The following is a 997-nucleotide window of genomic DNA, read 5'->3' as shown; positions in this document are numbered from 1 at the left end:
AACTCTGTTGCCCCATCGTCCATACCAGAACCTAGAGAGTACATCTTGTGGAGTAAGAACACTTGAGCCTGGTTGCTAAAGGCAATAATCGCAATCAAAGCTGACGTTAAAACTACAATTCCAATAAATATTTTCACTTAACCTTCCATGCCACATAACACCAAATTAAGCGGCGTTGGCCGCTCTTGCCAATGTCCGTTTCAATTTTTTTGTTAGGTTTCTTGTTCACTTTTAAGCCTATTTATCGTTTCACAAATTTCAATCGCCTTCCTGCCTGAAATTGGTAATGTAATTGATTTGCCACTCGCAGTTTTAATATAGACAGATGTGGTGAATTTGATTGTCAGTGTGTAGCTCTGCAATATTTCTTCCCAGCTTACTGTTTTATTGCCAAACAGATTACGATATTTTACACCCAGCTCATTAGTCTCAACCCAGACTCCTTTTCGCGCAATGGCGACAATGGATATGAAAATAAAAACAAATCCAATGAGTAAACTAGCCTGTGCTTTAAAATCGCCAGTTACCGGGCCCACAGATGCAATAAATACAAGAAAACAACCAAACCCAAGTATTGCAAAAAATTTTTTATAAGAGCGCCAATGGAAATGTGTCAAATCATTCACCTGAAACCTAACACTTTACATAACCGGTTTTGGCGGCTTTTGCCAAAATCCGGTTAATGTTTTTGTTATGCGTGAATCGAAGAAACATTCTAACCCTTAATACGATTATTGATTCAGCGACTACTGACGATATTTTAAAAAACTCATTGTCTCTATCCTCAATACAAATGAACTTTTCATACAAATCAGCTAGCATATTATTTGACATCCAATCTGGTTTATCATCAGTGATGATTAATTCTGGATACCTCTCGACGATCTGGGATTTACTTACTGCTGCAATCACTCGCCAAATACCGCCGTTCCCATAATCGTAACCGACCAAAAACATACTTTTCAAAATACCCTCGTATTATTCAAATCTAATACGC

General features: G+C 37.7%; 2 protein-coding genes. Both read right to left on the bottom strand.

Annotated features, from left to right (window positions below):
- Nucleotides 1-212: 212 nt before the first annotated feature.
- Nucleotides 213-626, bottom strand: coding sequence for a hypothetical protein (locus ACFI34_RS18725; RefSeq protein ID WP_462674591.1), 414 nt, complete (start codon nucleotides 624-626; stop codon nucleotides 213-215).
- A 7-nt stretch (nucleotides 627-633) separates the two neighbouring features.
- On the bottom strand, nucleotides 634-966 hold the full coding sequence (locus tag ACFI34_RS18720; RefSeq protein WP_462674590.1) for a hypothetical protein: 333 nt from the start codon (nucleotides 964-966) through the stop codon (nucleotides 634-636).
- Nucleotides 967-997: the final 31 nt, after the last annotated feature.

It is taken from the genome of Pseudoalteromonas sp. PSi26 (assembly GCF_054960575.1).
This window is presented reverse-complemented; position numbering and strand designations above follow the sequence as displayed.